Origin of the sequence: Ramlibacter montanisoli (assembly GCF_013087525.1) — a bacterium.
Classification (GTDB): Bacteria; Pseudomonadota; Gammaproteobacteria; order Burkholderiales; family Burkholderiaceae_C; genus Ramlibacter; species Ramlibacter montanisoli.
In genome coordinates this window covers 3550702-3564545 of record NZ_JABFCS010000001.1, presented here as the reverse complement: position 1 = coordinate 3564545, position 13844 = coordinate 3550702, and the positions used below count along the sequence as shown (strand labels likewise).

Sequence of the window (13844 nt, the reverse complement as noted above, 5' to 3'; positions counted from 1 at the left end):
ATGAAACACAAGCAAAGCGGCAACACCCTCGTCGGCGTCATCATCGGCATCGTGCTGGGGCTCGGGCCGCCCTGGCGGTCGCGGTCTACGTGACCAAGGTGCCGGTCCCCTTCCTGAACAAGGGCCCCAGCCGTTCCGCGGAGCAGGACGCCGCGGAGTCGCGCAAGAACCAGAACTGGGACCCCAACGCGCCCCTGTACGGCAAGAACCCGGCGAAGGCCTTGCCGCCCGCCCCCGGCGTGACCGCCACGCCGCCCGCGGCGAAGGCCTCCGAGCCGGCCGCCGGCAAGGAAAAGGAAGTCGCCAAGGACAAGGACAAGCCGCCCGCACCCCCGCGGTGGCGGGCCGCCCGGCGCCGGCCGATCCGCTGGGCGACCTCGCCGCCGCCCGCACCGGCCCCGGCGGCAGCGACCCCTTCCTCTATTTCGTGCAGGCCGGCGCCTTCCGCACGCAGGAAGACGCCGAGGCGCAGCGCGCCAAGCTCTCGCTCATGGGCATCGAGGCCAAGGTGACGGAACGCGAACAGGCCGGCCGCCAGGTGTACCGGGTCCGCGTGGGCCCCTTCACCAACAAGGACGAGGCCGACCGCAACAAGGAAAAGCTGGATGCCGGCGGTTTCGACACCGCGCTGGTGCGCGTGCAGCGCTAGGAGAAGCAAGCAATGAAACGACGCGAGTTTTCGGCCGCAGCGGGCACCGTGCTGGGCGCCGCTGGCCTGGGCGTGCCGGGCCTGGTGTTGGCGCAGCGCCGGCCGCAGGACGGCAAGGACTTCCGCGAGCTCGATCGCAAGGCGGCGGTGGAAGCCGCGCCGGGCCGGATCGAGGTGGTCGAATTCTTCTGGTACAGCTGCCCGCACTGCAACGCCTTCGAGCCCAAGCTCAACGCGTGGCTGCGCAACGTGCCCGCGGACGTTTCCTTCCGCCGCGTGCCGGTCGCCTTCCGCGACGACTTCGTGCCGCAGCAGCGCCTGTTCTACACGCTGGAAGCCATGGGCAAGCTCGACGAGATGCACAGCAAGGTCTTCCAGGAGATCCACGTCCACAAGCAGCCCACCAACCGGGCCGAGTCCATCCTGGCCTTCGTGGAAAAGAACGGCCTGGACCGCGCCCGTTTCACCGAGCTTTACAACTCGGCGGACGTCTCCGGCAAGGCCCGTCGCGCGGCGCAGCTGCAGGACATGTACCAGGTGGACGGCGTGCCCGCCATGGGCGTGGCCGGCCGCTACTACACCGACGCCACCATGGCCGGCACCATGGACCGCTGCCTGCAGATCGTCGACTACCTCGTCGGCGAAGTGCGCAGGGCGAAATAGCGACCCTCGTCAAGCCGCGCGCATTCTCCGTGCGGCCTACCCGGAAAAAGCCCGCCTGCCGCGGGCTTTTTCGTCCCTGGTGGCTACAATCCGAGCAAGATTCGTGCCTTTATGAAGATCACCTCCGCCACCCTCTCGCTCGCATTCGCCGTCCTGGTCCTGGCGGCCGCCCCGGCCGGCGCCGAAAAGGCGGACCGCACCAAGCCCATGAACGTCGAGGCGGACACCCTGCGCTATGACGACGTGCAGCAGACCAGCGTCTTCACGGGCAAGGTGGTCGTGACCAAGGGCTCCATCGTGATCCGCGGCGCGCGCATGACGGTCAAGCAGGACCCCGAGGGCTACCAGTTCGGCGTGGTCACGTCGGAACCGGGCAAGCAGGCCTTCTTCCGCCAGAAGCGCGACGGCGTGGACGAATTCATCGAGGGCGAGGCCGAGACCATCGAGTACGACGGCCGCGCCGACCGCGTGAAGTTCATCGGCCGCGCCGAGATGCGGCGCCTGCGCGGCACCGTCATCAACGACGAGACCACCGGCGCCGTCATCACCTACGACAACACCAACGACCAGTTCACCGTGGACGGCGGCTCCGCCTCGGCGACGCCCTCCAATCCCGGTGGCCGCGTGCGCGCCACGCTGGCGCCGCGCAGCAGCGCCTCGGCCCCGGCCGGCGCCGCCTCGGCGCCGCCGGCGCGCCTGCGCGCGGCACCCACCCTCGGGCAGGAGAGCCGTTGATGGGTGACGTGGAGACCGGGCAGGCCGCCGCACCCGTCGCGGTGACGAGCCGGCTGGAAGCGCGCCACCTGCGCAAGTCCTATGGCGGGCGCACGGTGGTGCAGGACGTCTCGCTGGCGGTGGACAAGGGCGAGGTGGTGGGACTGCTCGGCCCCAACGGTGCCGGCAAGACCACGTCCTTCTACATGATCGTGGGCCTGGTGCGCGCCGACGGCGGCGAGATCTCCATCGACGGCAAGCCGGTGGAGCACATGCCGATCCACCGCCGCTCGCGCCTGGGGCTGTCCTACCTGCCGCAGGAAGCCTCGATCTTCCGCAAGCTGAACGTGCAGGACAACGTGCGCGCGGTCCTGAGCTGCAGCGCAGCCCCGACGGCAAGTCGCTGTCGCGCGAGGAGATCGAGAAGCGCCTGACCGGCCTGCTGCAGGACCTGCGGGTCGAACACCTGCGCGATTCGCCGGCGCCGGCCCTCTCCGGCGGCGAGCGGCGCCGCGTGGAGATCGCGCGCGCGCTGGCCACGCAGCCGCGCTTCATCCTGCTGGACGAGCCCTTCGCGGGGATCGACCCGATCGCGGTGATCGAGATCCAGCGCATCATCAGCTTCCTGAAGTCGCGCGGCATCGGCGTGCTGATCACCGACCACAACGTGCGCGAGACGCTGGGCATCTGCGACCACGCGTACATCATCAGCGAGGGCAGCGTGCTGGCACAGGGCACGCCGGCCGAGATCGTCAACAACGCAGACGTCCGCCGGGTCTACCTCGGCGAGCACTTCCGGATGTGAGAGCGGGACCCACGGCAGCATGAAGCAGGGGCTTTCCCTTCGCGTTTCCCAGCACCTGGCGCTGACGCCGCAACTGCAGCAGTCGATCCGGCTGCTGCAGCTGTCGACGCTCGAACTCGGGCAGGAGATCCAGCAGATGCTGGACGACAACCCCTTCCTCGACGTGCAGGGCGAGGACGCGGGCGACGAGTTCGGCATCGCCACCAGCGATGCGCCGCGCGTGGCCGACGAGCCCGAGGGCGAGGGCAGTTTCGAGTCGACGCCGGCGGCCACGCCTGCGGAGACGCCGTCGTCCGCCGCCGCCGATGCGGAGCCGGGCGAGTTCGGCGCCGACGAAAGCCCCAGCTGGGAGGGCGACGGGACGACCGAGACCGTGGCCGACGATGGCGAATGGGGCGGCGATGCGCCCGCTGCCCGCCGCAACAACAACGACGATGACGAGGTGGACGCCACCGAGCTGGCGCGCGGCAGCGAATCGCTGCAGTCCTGGCTGCACCGGCAGGCGCTGGCGCTGCGGCTGTCCGAGGAGGACAGCGTCGCGCTGCGCTACCTGATCGAGTCGCTCAACGACGACGGCTACCTGGAGGAATCCCCGGAGCAGATGGCGCAGGGGCTGGCGCCGGAGGACCTGGAGCAGCAGGAGGAGCTGGTGCACCGCTTCACCATGGCGCTGCGCCTGCTGCAAAGCCTGGACCCGCCGGGCGTTGGCGCGCGCACCCTGGCGGAGTGCCTCACGCTGCAGCTCAAGCCGATGCTGGAAGACGACCCGGGCGACGAGGCGGTGGGCACCGCGCTGAAGATCTGCCGCCAGCCGATCGACCTGCTGGCCAAGCGCGACGTGAAGCGGCTGGCCAACGCGACCGGCGAAAGCGAAGCCAACGTGAAGGCCGCCATCGGCGTCATCACGCGGCTGGAACCCAAGCCGGGGCGCCGCTTCGTCGACGTCGAGCGCAACATCGTCGTGCCCGACGTGCTGGTGACCCAGGTGGGCCGCGGCACCCGCGCCAACTTCCGCGTGCAGCTCAATCCCGACGTGGTGCCGCGCCTGCGCGTGCACGACGTGTACGCGGGCGCGCTCAAGGCGCACCGCGGCGAGGGCCACCAGGCGCTGCAGCAGCGCCTGCAGGAGGCGCGCTGGTTCATCAAGAACATCCAGCAGCGCTTCGACACCATCCTGCGCGTGTCCACCGCCATCGTGGAGCGGCAGCGCAACTTCTTCATCCACGGCGAGCTGGCCATGCGGCCGCTGGTGCTGCGCGAGATCGCCGACGAACTCGGGCTGCACGAGTCCACCATCTCCCGCGTGACCACCGCCAAGTACATGTCCACGCCCTTTGGCACCTTCGAGCTGAAATACTTCTTCGGCTCCGCGCTCGGCACCGAGACCGGCGGCAATGCGTCCAGCACCGCGGTGCGGGCCCTCATCAAGCAGTTCGTCGCCGCCGAGAACGCCAAGAAGCCGCTGTCGGACAGCCAGATCTCCGAGATGCTGAAGGAACAGGGCATCGAGTGCGCCCGCCGCACGGTGGCGAAGTACCGCGAGGCGCTGCGGATCGCGCCGGCCAACCTGCGGAAGGAACTGTGAGAGACCTGCGACTGTTCCTGCCCTGCGCCGGTGGCGTGGAGGCCTACCTGGCCGACGAGCTTGCCCGCATCTGCGGCGCGGGCGCGCGTGAGCTGCGTACCGCGCGCGGCGGCGTGCAGCTGGTCGCGACCTGGCCGGAGGTGATGAAGCTCAACCTGCACAGCCGGCTTTCGCAGCGCGTGCTGGTCGAACTCGCGCACCAGCCCTACCGCGCGGAACAGGATGTCTACGAAGCCGCCTCCGCGGTTCCGTGGGAAGAGTGGTTCGGCACGCGCGACAGCTTCAAGATCGAGCTGACCTCGCACCAGAGCCCGCTGAAAAGCCTGAACTTCGCGGCCCTGCGCATCAAGGACGCGGTGGTGGACCGCTTCCGCAACCGCACCGGCGTGCGGCCCGACGTGGACACGCAGCACCCGGTGGCGCGGATCTTCGCGCACCTCGCAGCGGAGACGGTCACGCTCTACATCGACACCTCCGGCGAGCCGCTGTTCAAGCGCGGCTGGCGCGAGGACAAGGGCGAGGCGCCGCTGAAGGAAACGCTGGCCGCGGCCATGATCGCCGCCAGCGGCTGGGACGCGAGCGTGCCGCTCTACGACCCCTGCTGCGGCAGCGGCACCATCGCGATCGAGGCCGCGCAGGTGGCCTGCAACATCGCCCCCGGCCTGCTGCGCCGCTTCGGCTTCGAGCGCCTCAAGCCGCACGCGGCGGCGGACTGGCAGGCCCTGAAGGCGCAGGCGCTGGCCGCCAGGCGCGCCTCGCCGGTGCCGGTGTTCGGCAGCGACGTGGCCTTCCGCATGGTCGATTTCGCCCAGCGCAATGCCGAACGCGCGGGCGTCGGCCAGGTGGTGCAGCTGCGCGGGGGCGATGCCCTGCAGCGCATGCCGCCCTCGGACGTACCCGGCATCATGCTGCTGAACCCGCCCTACGGCGAGCGCATCGAGGCCGGCGGCATCGCCGGTCCCGGCCGCGGCGGCCGCGAGCAGGCGCAGATGGAGCAGGCCGGCGACTTCTTCGCGCAACTGGCCTCGCACTGGAAGCGCAACTACGCGGGCTGGACCGCGTGGGTGCTCTCGCCCGATGCCAAGCTGCCGGGGCGCATGCGCCTGAAGGAATCGCGCCGCGTCCCGATGTGGAACGGGCCGATCGAGTGCCGGCTGTTCCGCTTCGACATGGTCGCGGGTTCCGCGCGCGGGCGCGATGCAGCTGGTTCTTGACACCAACATCGTGCTGGACCTGCTGGTCTTCGGCGACCCGCAGGTTCAGGCGGTGTCCAGCGGGCTGGCCGCGGGCTCGCTGCACTGGCTGGCCACCGTCGCCATGCGCGAGGAACTGGCACGCGTGCTGCATTACCCCAAGCTGGCGCCGCGCGTCGCGCACCACCGCGGCGGCGCGGAGCAGGTGCTGGCGGACTTCGACCGCCACACGCGACTGGTCGAAGTCCCGGGCAAGGCCGGCGTCACCTGCGGCGACCCCGACGACCAGAAGTTCATCGACCTGGCCGTGGCGCACCGCTGCACCCTGTTGAGCAAGGACTTCGAGGTCCTGCGCATGCGCAAGCGTCTTGCTCAGCTGCAGGTGGTCGCAAGCAGCTGCCTCGCCGCGTAAAGCCTCGTTTAGCGCCCCTTTCCTACGCGTGCCGCGCCCCGGGGCCGACCCCGTCCGCGCGCCCGCGCGGTACCGTGTGCGCATTCCGATTCATCCATTCAAGGCCCCCATGTCCGAAGCGACCCTGCGCGAATTGCCCGACGCCCCGGCCGGTATCGCCGCTGCCATGCCTGCTGCACCGCAGCAAGCGTGCGAGGAATGCGTAGGCTCCGGCGGCTGGTACCGCTACGAGCCCGCGCTGGAGCCCGCGCCCGGCCTGCTCTATCTGTCCTGCGTCCACTGCCGTGGCAGCGGCCGCGCCGACGCGCTCCGGGGCTGAGCCCTACGCGCCGGGTAGTCGCAAGCCAATGCCGCTCACGTCCTGTTCCGACACGCCGCCCGCGCCCTGCATGGGAAGCTGTGGGCACGTGAAGAGGGACCAACCGTGAGCGAACCAACCACCTCCGAAGAGCACAATGCCCGCCTGGTGCGCAACCTGCTGGCGCTGCGCATGGTGCTGGCGATGGACCAGATGCAGACGGGCCGGTGGAGCGATCGCATCGAGGAGCTGGACCAGGAACTCGCGAGCCTCGGACACGACATGAAATCGACGGCCGCCTCGGCCACCGAGAGCCTGCGCCGCACCTTCCTGCTGCCGCGGCTGGTCAACCGCCGCAAGCGCGCGAACCACCGCCCGCCGGTGGCGCGCATCGTCCCCCAGGAATAGGCGCGTTCAGGGCAGCAGCTGCAGCAGCCGCTGCAGCGCGTGGTCCACGGTGGCGGAGCGCACCGCCGCGCGATCCCCGTCGAAGCGCAGCGTCTCGCTGGTCAGCCGACCATCCACCTGGAACCCGAACCACACGGTCCCCACCGGTTTCTGCGGCGACCCGCCCGTGGGCCCCGCGACGCCCGTGACCGCGACGCTCACCTGCGCCCGCGAATGCCGCACGGCTCCGAAGGCCATCGCCCGCACCACCACTTCGCTCACCGCCCCCTGCTGCGCGATCAGTGCCGGGTCGACACCGAGCAGCTCCGTCTTGGCTTCGTTCGAATAAGTGACGAAGCCGCGCTCGAACCAGTTGCTGGAGCCGCTGAGGTCCGTGCAGGCGGCGGCGATCATGCCGCCGGTGCAGCTTTCCGCCGTCGCCAGCATCCAGCCGCGTGCCTGCATCTCCTGCGCGAGCTGCTCGCACAGCGCTCGCGTGTTCACGCCAGCGTCCTCCACAGCGCGATCACCAGCAGCGTGCAGAAGGCAGCCAGCAGGTCGTCGGCCAGGATGCCGAAGCCGCCGCGCCAGCCGTAGCCCTTGAACTGCCGGTCGGCCCAGCCGATCGGCCCCGGCTTGGCCGCATCGAAGAAGCGGAACAGCACGAAGGCGGCCAGCTGGCCGGCCCAGCCCGCCGGCGTGACCAGCCACAGCACCAGCCAGAAGCACACGATCTCGTCCCAGACGATGGCGGTGGGATCCATCACGCGCAGGTGGCGCGCGGTGACCGTGCAGGCCCACCATCCCAGGGGCAGCGACACGGCGATCAGCAGGCCCAGGTGTTCCGGCGCCAGCCATTGCTGCAGCAGGGCGAACACCAGCCAGGCCCACAGCGTCGCCCAGGTGCCGGGCGCCAGCGGCGCGAGTCCGCAGCCGAAGCCCAGGGCCAGCATGTGCGCCGGGTGCGAGAGCATGAAGGCCACGGTCGGGCGGCGCGGCGGCAGCGCGTCGGGGCTGGCGAGGGCGGCGTCGGTCATGAGGCCGGATGTTAGCCGCCTCACTGGCAGCGGCCGAAACGCTTGCGGAAGCTGCGCGGCTCCAGCGCGCCGGGCAGCGACCACAGGCCCTTGCGCTCGCGCCGCGCCTGCGCCTCCAGCTTCTCGTAGGGGCCGCGCTTGCCGTGGAAGGTCATGGACCAGGCGTAGCCCTGGCTCACCATCCACGCGCCCACGTCCTTGCCCTGGTGCTCCACGCGCGCGAGCTGCCGGTTGTAGTCGTCCACGCCGCGCGTGCGCACCCGCACGTTCTCGTTCAGCAGCCGCGCGCGCAGGGCGGTCTTCGCCTGCGGCCCATAGGACTGGCAGCTCTCGGGCGCGTCGAGGTCGAGCAGGCGCAGCTCGATCGCGCCGCTGCTGCCCGCGGGCTTGACCCACAGGCTGTCGCCGTCGGTCACGTGCGTGACGGTGGCCCGGAAGGTGGCCGCATGCAGCGCGGGGGCGAGGGCCAGCAGGAGGACGAGAAGCGCTGCCCTCATGCGCCGAAATGGTCGAAGCCGGCGAAGCGGCGGGTGACCGGGCGGCCCTCGGCGTCGAGGAGGCGCAGGCCCGGTTCGGCGTCGATGCGGCCGATGCGCGTGACGGCGACCTGCGCCTGGGCGGCCGCCGCTTCCACGGCCGCCGCGTGCGAAGGCGCGGCCGTGAACGCGAGTTCGTAATCGTCGCCGCCGGCGAACACGAGTTGCTCCAGCTGCGCGGCGTCCTGCTGGTAGCCGGCACGGGCGGCCGCCAGCAGGCGCGGCGCGCAGGCGAGGTCGACGGTGGCTCCCACGCGCGATTGCCGCAGCACATGCGACAGGTCGCCCAGCAGCCCGTCGCTGACGTCGATGGCGGAACTGGCGATCCCGCGCAGCGCCAGCCCCAGCGCCACGCGCGGCTGCGGCCTGTCCATGCGCTCGCGCGCGGCCTGGAACACCGGCTGCGGCAGCGACACGGTGCCGCGGAAGGCTTCCAGCGCCAGCCGGGCATCGCCCAGCGTGCCGCTCACCCAGATGTCGTCGCGCGCCCGGGCGCCCGAGCGCAGCAGCGCCTGTCCGGCCGGCACTTCGCCGAACACCGTGATGTTGATGGTGAGCGGACCGCGCGTGGTATCGCCGCCGACCAGCTCGCAGTCGTGCATGTCCGCCAGTGCGAACAGTCCCTCGGCGAAGCCGGCAAGCCACGCTTCGTCCACCTGCGGCAGGGCCAGCGAGAGGGTGAAGGCCAGGGGCTGTGCGCCGCAGGCGGCCAGGTCGCTCAGGTTCACCGCCAGCGCCTTGTGCCCGAGGGCGCGCGGGTCGACCGTCGGCAGGAAGTGGCGACCCCTCGACCAGCATGTCGGTGGAGACCGCCAGCTGCATGCCGGGCACCGGGCGCAGCAGCGCGCAGTCGTCCCCCACGCCCAGCGGATTGCGCCGCGCGGGCCGGGTGAAGTAGCGTGCGATCAGGTCGAATTCGCCCATGGTGGCGCGAGCTTAACCCCTCCCGCCGTGGCCCCGGAAACGCCCGGCGGCTTCCCCGCCCTCCGGATCAGAGCGCCGCGGGAAGTGCGTGCACCAGGAAATCGTACACGGCCCGGATGCGCCGGCTGGTGCGGATCTCGCGGTGCACCGCCAGCCACATGGGAATCGGCGGGATGCGCAGCGAGGGCAGCACCGGCACCACCTGCGGGTCGGTTCGTGCCGCGTAGTCGGCGACGAAGCCGATGCCAAGGCCGCCGCGCACGGCCTGCCACTGCGCCACCAGGTCGTCCGTGCGCAGCACGAAGGCTTCGCGCGTCGCCGCGGGCTGGACGGCCTGGAAAGCGCGCAGCACCTGCTCGTCGCGGTCGCCGGCGATCACGTCGTGCTGCAGCAGGTCCTCCATCCGCCTCGGAACGCCGCGGCGCGCAAGGTAGTCGCGGTGGGCATAGGCGCCCAGGGTGATCTTGCCGATCCGCCGCGCAACCAGGCTTGCCTGCTCCGGCTGCACCATTCGCAGCGCAATGTCCGCCTCCCGGCGCAGCAGGTTGCTGACCGCGTTGCTGGACACCAGTTCAACCTGGACCTGCGGCAGGGCGAGGCGCATGCGGGCCAGCAGGGGTGGCAACAGGATGCAGGCCACCGGCTGGCTGGCGGTGATGCGCACCGTTCCGGCCTCCTCCGTTTCCGCGCCGGAGAGCGCGCGGGCGAGCTGCGCCGCGCCGCCTTCCATCGCGCGGGCCGCTTCGGCCAGCCGCTGCGCGGCCGCGGTCGGCAGCAGGCCGCGGCCGGTGCGCTCGAACAGCACCACACCCCACTGCGCTTCCAGCTCCGCGACATGGCGCCCCAGCGTCGTCGGCTGGCTGGCGCGCAGCGCGCGCGGCGCCCAGCAGGCTCCCATGCTCCAGCACCGCGAGGAAGCTGCGCACCAGGTTCCAGTCGAATTCGCTATTCATCCGTGCATAGCTGCTATGGGTCGATATCCAATTGTGGGACGCGGACGCGCTTTCCACAATGGCGGCATTCCATTCCGGGGAGCCCTTCATGGACCGACGCAACTTCCTTCGCATCGCCGGTGGCGGCGTGGTGCTCGCCGCCACCGCCGGCTGTTCGTCGGCGCTGCCCGCTGACGCGCTGGCCGCCTGGAACGGCCCCGCGGCCGGGGACGCCGACGTGCGCCGCTGGGTACTGTCGTATGCGTTGCTGGCACCGCATTCGCACAACCTGCAGTCCTGGCTGGTGGACCTGCGCACGCCGGGCGAGATCCTGCTGTTCTGCGACCTGCAGCGGCTGCTGCCCGAGACCGATCCCCGCTCGCGCCAGATCCTCATGAGCCAGGGCACCTTCCTCGAGCTGCTGGACATCGCGCGCGCGAGCGCGGGCAGCGCGCGGAGGTCACGCTGTTTCCCGAGGGCGAATTCGGCCCGGACCGGCCCGATGCACGTCCCGTCGCGCGCATTCGCCTGCATCCGGACGCGGCCGCTGCGCGGGACCCGCTGTTCGCCCAGATCCAGCGCCGCCGCACCAACCGGGAGGCCTATGCCATGCAACAGCCCTCCGCCGGCGCCTTGCGGGCCATCGCGGCGGCGGCGCAGGGCGAAGGCCTGCGTGCGGGCTTCACCGGTGGCGGCGCCGAAGAACTGGCGCGGCATCGCGCCATCGCTTCCGCAGCCTGGCGCATCGAGCTGGTGACGCCGCGCACGCTGCTGGAGTCCTACCGGTGGCTGCGCATCGGCCCTGCCGAGATCTCGCGGCATCGCGACGGCATCTCGATCAACCAGCCGCTGCTGCGCGCCGTCGACGCGATCGGCCTGTTCGATCGCACGCGGGCGCCGGGACCGGACGACAGCGTCCTGCGCCGGCAGATCACGGACTTCGATGCGAAGCTGCTCGCCACGCCTGCGTTCTTCTGGCTCGTGAGCGCGGGCAATGGCCGCCGCATGCAGGTGCAGGCCGGCCGCGCCTATGTGCGGGCGCAGCTTGCCGCCACGGCACACGGACTGTCGATGCATCCCTTGTCGCAGGCGCTGCAGGAGTATCCCGAGCAGGCCGGGCCCTACGCGGAGATCCACGCGCTGCTGCAGGCGCCGCGGCCGTCGCACACGGTGCAGATGTGGGCGCGGCTCGGCCCGGGTCCTGCCATCGAGCCGGCGCCCCGGCGCGGGCTGCGGGCGCACCTGCTGGCCGCCTGACCAGGCCGGCAATTCGATTACCGCGCGGCGGTGCCCCGGAATCGCTCGGCGGCCTGCCGCACCATCTCGGCCAGCAGCCGCTCGTGCGCCTGCGTGTCGCGCAGCCAGCGGGCGTCGTTGCTGCCGGCTGCCGCGCTCTCGCGCAGCCGGTCCACCGCGCCCGCGGCGCCGAGCGCGCGCGCGCGTGCGGTGCGATCCGCTCGATAGTGCGCAGGATGTGCTCGCGCAGCGGCAGGTGGTCGCCGGTCTCCGGTTCCACGTACACGGCTTCCAGCCCGAAGCGGCAGGCCTGGAAGCGGTTGTACGTGTACACCATGTAGTCGTCCTCCTGCGGCATGAAGGGCTGCTCCTCGAGGAACCAGGAGGCCAGCGCCTGGACGAAGCCGGACAGCGCGGCGGCCCGCTCGACCGTCAGCGGCGTGTCGAACACGCGGATCTCGATGGTCCCGTATTCCGGCTTGGGGCGGATGTCCCAGTAGAAGTCCTTCATGCTCTTGATCACGCCGGTGCGCGTGGTCTTGGCGAAGAACTTGCCGAAATCGTCCCAGCTGAGCGTGAAGGGCGCGCGGCCCGACATGGGGAAGGCGAACACCGAATTCAGGCGCGCCGAATCGAACTGCGTGTCCTGCCCCTGGACGAAGGGCGAGCTGGCCGACAGCGCGATGAAGTGCGGGATGTAGCGCGACATGCGGTGCAGCATCAGCAGGGCGCTGTCCGCGTCGGGGCAGCCCACGTGCACGTGCTGGCCGAAGATCGTGAACTGCTTGGACAGGTAGCCGTACAGCTCGGACAGCTGGCGAAAGCGCGGCCGGTCGTAGATGCGCTGCTCGTGCCACTGCTGGAACGGGTGCGTGCCGCCGCCGACGCAGGCGATGTTCAGCTTGTCGGCGCAGCGCACCAGGGCGTCGCGGATCTGCGTGAGCTGCCCCAGCACGTCGTTGCTGGACTGGCAGACGCCGGTGGAGATCTCGATCATGCTGGAGGTCATCTCCGGCACGACCGAGCCGGGCAGCGGGATGCGTTCCATCAGCCGCAGCATCTCGGCGGAGTAGGGCGCCAGGTCGTAGTCGTGCGTGTTGACCAGCTGCAGCTCCAGTTCGACCCCGAGCGACAGCGCGCTGGAACGCTGGAAGGCCTCCAGCGCGATCGGCTCCTCGCGCGCGATCGCGGGCGCGGGCCAGCGGGGAGTCCAGCCTATCCACGCGCTTCCCCGGCGCCAGCGTGGTCGCCCTGGGCTCCCAGGGCTTCAGGCTCTCGCCGGCCCGGTAGATCGCGAAGGTGGCGATGATCGCGCCCAGGATCTCCATCATCAGGATGGTCGGCAGCGCGATGCTGGCGATGCGCGACCCCAGCGAGAGCGAGGAGCTGACGAACTGCGAGACCAGCAGCAGCGCGATCGAGGACATCGGCGACATGGCGCAGCCGGTCCACACCGCCTGCCGCCAGCTGGTGCCGCTGCCCCAGTTGGCCAGCGACACGCCGCCGACCTTGCACAGCGAGCGGGTGACCACGACGGCCGCGACCAGGCCGACCACGCCCGGGTTCCAGTCCGCCTTGGACGCCACCACCGACACCAGCACGAACATCAGCATGGTCAGCAGCGACGCGGCCGTGCCCAGCTGCCGGGTCCAGGCCCAGGGCCGCGGATGCAGCTGCTTCAGCAGCAGGCCGCCCAGCGCGCGGCCAACGGCGCGGAGCCGCCGAAGTGCGCCGCCAGGGCGGTGCCGGCGGCGATCAGCGTGATCAGCAGGATCGAGGTGTTCTCGCTGGCCGGGCTCATGAAGCGCAGCGCCGAGCGCAGGGCCAGCGCCAGCAGGCCGCCGACCACGGCCGACACGCCCAGTACCACGGCCACCGGGTACAGCGTGGCGACCAGAGCGGTCTCGTCGCGGTGCAGCGAGCCGGCGCGTGCGCTCACCAGCGTCAGTGCATAGAAGGTGCTGAGCGTGGAGAGCACCAGCGCACGCTCGGTCACCGGGCCGGCGGCGCGCGTGTCCATCACGACCCGGCTCAGCACCGCGGGCGAGGCCGCCATCGCGATCAGGGCTACACCTTCCGCGACGTTGGCGCGCACGTCCAGCCAGCGCAGCACGTAGTAGACGGCGACGGCCGTCAGCACCGACTCCGCCAGGCTTTGCAGCAGCACCATGGGGTTGTGCCGGAACCAGCGCAGCGCGATGCGCCCGCCCGATTCGAACAGCACCACCGAGACCCCCAGTTCGAGCAGGAACAGTGCCACGCCCTGCAGCGGCCAGGCCGCGCCGGAGAAGCCGGCGAGACCGGCCAGCGTGCCGACGATGGAATAGCCCACGACCTTGGGCAGCCCGCTGTAGCGTTGCAGCAGGTGGCCGGCCGCGGCGGCCAGCGCCAGCAGCAGCGACCACTGCACCGTGGGCAGGCCGGCCGAGGGCTTGAGCCACTCGGCCCAGATCGCCATCACTTCATCCATGCC

Annotated in this window: 11 protein-coding genes and 6 pseudogenes; 10 read left to right on the top strand and 7 right to left on the bottom strand. The window is 71.0% G+C overall.

Annotation, left to right across the window (positions count from 1 at the left end; genetic code table 11):
* From HK415_RS17675 to HK415_RS17635, 9 genes and pseudogenes are all read left to right on the top strand, one after another.
* Positions 1–649 (top strand): annotated as a pseudogene (locus HK415_RS17675) (SPOR domain-containing protein).
* A gap of 12 nt (positions 650–661) precedes the next feature.
* Positions 662–1312, top strand: coding sequence for a thiol:disulfide interchange protein DsbA/DsbL (locus tag HK415_RS17670; RefSeq protein WP_171561525.1), 651 nt, complete (start codon positions 662–664; stop codon positions 1310–1312).
* A gap of 111 nt (positions 1313–1423) precedes the next feature.
* Positions 1424–2047 (top strand): lipopolysaccharide transport periplasmic protein LptA, encoded by a 624-nt coding sequence (gene lptA / locus HK415_RS17665; protein ID WP_171561522.1) that lies wholly within the window; start codon positions 1424–1426, stop codon positions 2045–2047.
* Positions 2047–2831 (top strand): annotated as a pseudogene (lptB, locus tag HK415_RS17660) (LPS export ABC transporter ATP-binding protein). Before lptA ends, lptB begins: the two are co-directional and overlap by 1 nt.
* A 19-nt stretch (positions 2832–2850) precedes the next feature.
* Complete coding sequence (locus tag HK415_RS17655; protein ID WP_171561520.1) at positions 2851–4416, top strand: RNA polymerase factor sigma-54; 1566 nt, start codon at positions 2851–2853, stop codon at positions 4414–4416.
* Positions 4413–5630 (top strand): THUMP domain-containing class I SAM-dependent RNA methyltransferase, encoded by a 1218-nt coding sequence (locus tag HK415_RS17650; RefSeq protein ID WP_171561517.1) that lies wholly within the window; start codon positions 4413–4415, stop codon positions 5628–5630. The genes HK415_RS17655 and HK415_RS17650 overlap by 4 nt, the downstream gene beginning before the upstream one ends.
* Positions 5614–6021 carry a putative toxin-antitoxin system toxin component, PIN family gene (locus HK415_RS17645; protein ID WP_171561515.1) on the top strand — a complete coding sequence of 136 codons (408 nt, stop codon included), beginning with the start codon at positions 5614–5616 and terminating at the stop codon, positions 6019–6021. Before HK415_RS17650 ends, HK415_RS17645 begins: the two co-directional genes overlap by 17 nt.
* Positions 6022–6130: 109 nt before the next feature.
* Entirely contained in the window at positions 6131–6340 is a 210-nt protein-coding gene (locus HK415_RS17640; RefSeq protein WP_171561514.1) for a hypothetical protein, read from the top strand.
* 105 nt (positions 6341–6445) lie between these two features.
* Entirely contained in the window at positions 6446–6727 is a 282-nt protein-coding gene (locus HK415_RS17635; RefSeq protein ID WP_171561511.1) for a hypothetical protein, read from the top strand.
* 6 nt (positions 6728–6733) lie between these two features.
* Here HK415_RS17635 and HK415_RS17630 read toward each other — a convergent pair whose 3' ends face one another.
* The 5 genes and pseudogenes from HK415_RS17630 to HK415_RS17610 form a co-directional block, all read right to left on the bottom strand.
* Complete coding sequence (locus tag HK415_RS17630; protein ID WP_309246738.1) at positions 6734–7210, bottom strand: CinA family protein; 477 nt, start codon at positions 7208–7210, stop codon at positions 6734–6736.
* Positions 7207–7743, bottom strand: coding sequence for a phosphatidylglycerophosphatase A family protein (locus HK415_RS17625; protein ID WP_171561509.1), 537 nt, complete (start codon positions 7741–7743; stop codon positions 7207–7209). Before HK415_RS17625 ends, HK415_RS17630 begins: the two co-directional genes overlap by 4 nt.
* A gap of 20 nt (positions 7744–7763) precedes the next feature.
* Positions 7764–8240 carry a thermonuclease family protein gene (locus HK415_RS17620; protein ID WP_171561507.1) on the bottom strand — a complete coding sequence of 159 codons (477 nt, stop codon included), beginning with the start codon at positions 8238–8240 and terminating at the stop codon, positions 7764–7766.
* A pseudogene (gene thiL / locus HK415_RS17615) lies at positions 8237–9203 on the bottom strand (thiamine-phosphate kinase). Before thiL ends, HK415_RS17620 begins: the two are co-directional and overlap by 4 nt.
* Positions 9204–9270: 67 nt before the next feature.
* Positions 9271–10156 (bottom strand): annotated as a pseudogene (locus tag HK415_RS17610) (LysR family transcriptional regulator).
* Between the two features lie 588 nt (positions 10157–10744).
* On the opposite strand from HK415_RS17610, the gene HK415_RS25445 reads away from it, so the two are divergent.
* On the top strand, positions 10745–11392 hold the full coding sequence (locus HK415_RS25445) for a hypothetical protein (protein WP_253261939.1): 648 nt from the start codon (positions 10745–10747) through the stop codon (positions 11390–11392).
* Between the two features lie 17 nt (positions 11393–11409).
* Here the strand turns inward: HK415_RS25445 and HK415_RS17600 are convergent.
* Positions 11410–12539: pseudogene (locus HK415_RS17600) on the bottom strand (YbdK family carboxylate-amine ligase).
* Positions 12540–12621: 82 nt separating this feature from the next.
* Positions 12622–13841, bottom strand: a pseudogene (locus tag HK415_RS17595) (cation:proton antiporter); the annotation flags it as partial.
* Between the last annotated feature and the right edge of the window lie 3 nt (positions 13842–13844).

Bases quoted from the DNA above. Each gene is read 5' to 3' on its own strand.
- HK415_RS17625 (WP_171561509.1), bottom strand. From the start codon at position 7,743: ATGACCGACGCCGCCCTCGCCAGCCCCGACGCGCTGCCGCCGCGCCGC.
- HK415_RS17620 (WP_171561507.1), bottom strand. From the start codon at position 8,240: ATGAGGGCAGCGCTTCTCGTCCTCCTGCTGGCCCTCGCCCCCGCGCTG.
- HK415_RS17645 (WP_171561515.1), top strand. From the start codon at position 5,614: ATGCAGCTGGTTCTTGACACCAACATCGTGCTGGACCTGCTGGTCTTC.
- HK415_RS25445 (WP_253261939.1), top strand. From the start codon at position 10,745: ATGCAACAGCCCTCCGCCGGCGCCTTGCGGGCCATCGCGGCGGCGGCG.
- HK415_RS17655 (WP_171561520.1), top strand. From the start codon at position 2,851: ATGAAGCAGGGGCTTTCCCTTCGCGTTTCCCAGCACCTGGCGCTGACG.
- lptA (WP_171561522.1), top strand. From the start codon at position 1,424: ATGAAGATCACCTCCGCCACCCTCTCGCTCGCATTCGCCGTCCTGGTC.
- HK415_RS17670 (WP_171561525.1), top strand. From the start codon at position 662: ATGAAACGACGCGAGTTTTCGGCCGCAGCGGGCACCGTGCTGGGCGCC.
- HK415_RS17640 (WP_171561514.1), top strand. From the start codon at position 6,131: ATGTCCGAAGCGACCCTGCGCGAATTGCCCGACGCCCCGGCCGGTATC.